At 69.2% G+C, this 1,919-nt stretch carries 3 protein-coding genes; all 3 read right to left on the bottom strand.

All coding sequences use genetic code 11. The annotated features are described in order from the left end of the window. Nucleotides 1-213 (bottom strand): adenosylhomocysteinase (locus QIS99_RS32065; RefSeq protein ID WP_282517275.1); only part of this gene is annotated, 213 nt, incomplete at its 3' end. Then, a complete protein-coding gene (gene metF, locus QIS99_RS32060) occupies nt 191-1,063 on the bottom strand; it encodes a methylenetetrahydrofolate reductase [NAD(P)H] (RefSeq protein ID WP_282517274.1) in 873 nt (290 codons plus the stop codon). The genes metF and QIS99_RS32065, both read right to left, overlap by 23 nt. Continuing rightward, nucleotides 1,060-1,919, bottom strand: an 860-nt coding sequence (locus QIS99_RS32055) for a vitamin B12 dependent-methionine synthase activation domain-containing protein (RefSeq protein WP_282517273.1), incomplete at its 5' end; no start/stop codon positions are given. The genes metF and QIS99_RS32055, both read right to left, overlap by 4 nt.

The raw sequence follows: 1,919 nt of genomic DNA, 5'->3' as shown, positions 1-1,919 counted from the left end.
GGTCTCGATCAGGACGGCGGTCTGCACCGTCATGTGCAGAGAACCCGTGATGCGGGCGCCGGCCAGCGGCTGGGCCGCCGCGTACTCCGCGCGTATCGCCATCAGGCCGGGCATCTCGTGCTCGGCGAGCGTGATCTCCTTGCGGCCGAACTCGGCCAGGGACAGGTCCGCGACCTTGAAATCGGTGAAGTCAGCGCTCGGCTGCGAGGGCATACGGTGCACTCCTTGAGTTCAGTACGTTGTGGTGGATCTCCAGTGCCGCCGTGGAGCGGTTGAGCGTGATGTAGTGCAGCCCAGGCGCCTCTTCGGCCAGGAGTCGCTCGGTCATGGCGGTGGCGTAGTCGACGCCGATGCGGTGCCCTGCCGCGGGGTCGTCGCGCGCGGCGTCCAGGCGGTGCGCCAGGTCCTCGGGGAAGGCGGCGCCGCTGAGTTCGGCGAAGCGGCTGATCTGGCGCACATCGGTCGCCGGCATGATCTCCGGGATGATCGGAGTGTCGCAGCCCGCCGCAGCCACCCGGTCCCGCAGCCGCAGATAGTCCTCCACCCGGAAGAACATCTGCGTGACGGCGTAGTCGGCGCCCGCGCGGCACTTGGCGACGAAGTGCCGGATGTCGCTGTCCCAGTCGGCCGAGCGCGGATGCCGCTCCGGGAACGCCGCCACGCCGATGCGGAAGTCGCCCAACTCCCGTACCAGGGATACGAGTTCGTGGGCATACGTGAAGCCATCAGGATGCGGGACCCACGGGGCGTTCGGGTCACCGGGCGGGTCGCCGCGTACCACCAGGACGTCCCGGACACCGGCGTCTGCATACTGGCCGATGATGTGGCGCAGCTCGGCCCGGCTGTGCCCGACTGCCGTCAAGTGCGCGACCGGACGGAGCGTCGTCTCGGACGCGATACGGCGGGTCATGTCGACCGTACGTTCACGTGAGGACCCGCCCGCACCATAGGTGACGGAAACGAAGTCGGGGGCGAGCGGTTCGACGCGGCGGATCGCGCGCCACAGGGTCCGCTCGCCCTTGGCCGTCTTGGGCGGGAAGAACTCAAAGGAGAATGTCGTCATGACCGACTCCCTCCCGCGTTGAAGTAGCTCGCTTCGGGGTGGTGGATCACGATGGCGTCGGTGGACTGCTCGGGGTGCAGCTGGAACTCCTCGGACAGCTCGACGCCGATGCGCTCCGGCTCCAGGAGGTCGGCGATCTTCGCACGGTCCTCCAGGTCGGGGCAGGCCGGATAGCCAAGGGAGTAGCGGCAGCCCTGGTATTCGGTGCGGAACATGCCGTCGAGCTCGGCGGGATCGGAGGCGCTGATGCCGAGCTCGGAACGGACGCGTGCGTGCCAGTACTCGGCGAGGGCCTCGGTCAACTGCACGGACAGGCCGTGGAGTTCGAGGTAGTCGCGGTAGGAGTTGGCCTCGAACAGCTCGGCGGTGACCTCGCCGATCTTCGAGCCGACGGTGACGACCTGGAGGCCGACCACGTCGGTCTCGCCGGACTCCTCGGGGCGGAAGAAGTCCGCGAGGCAGAGGCGGCGGCCACGGGGCTGGCGCGGGAAGGTGAAGCGGGTGCGCTCGTTGCCGTCGCCGTCGAGGAGGATCAGGTCGTCGCCCTTGGACACGCACGGGAAGTAGCCGTAGACCACCGCCGCCTCCAGGAGGTTCTCGGTGCGCAGCCGGTCCAGCCACATCCGCAGCCGCGGCCGCCCCTCCCGCTCGACGGTCTCGCCCTTCAGCCCCCACTGGCCCTTGAACAGCGCGCCCTCGTCCAGCCAGGACGCGTACTCCCCCAGCTGGATCCCCTTGACGACGCGGGTGCCCCGGAACGGCGGCTCAGGCACACGGTTGTCCACGCACACGTCGGAACGGACCGGGCCCTGCTCCTCCTGTACGGCGGCCACCGGAGTGTGACGCTTCGGCACCA

This window comes from Streptomyces solicavernae (genome assembly GCF_029968095.1).
GTDB lineage: Bacteria > Actinomycetota > Actinomycetes > Streptomycetales > Streptomycetaceae > Streptomyces > Streptomyces solicavernae.
Note: the sequence above shows the minus strand (reverse complement) of the source record. Positions and strands in the feature narration are given on the sequence as shown.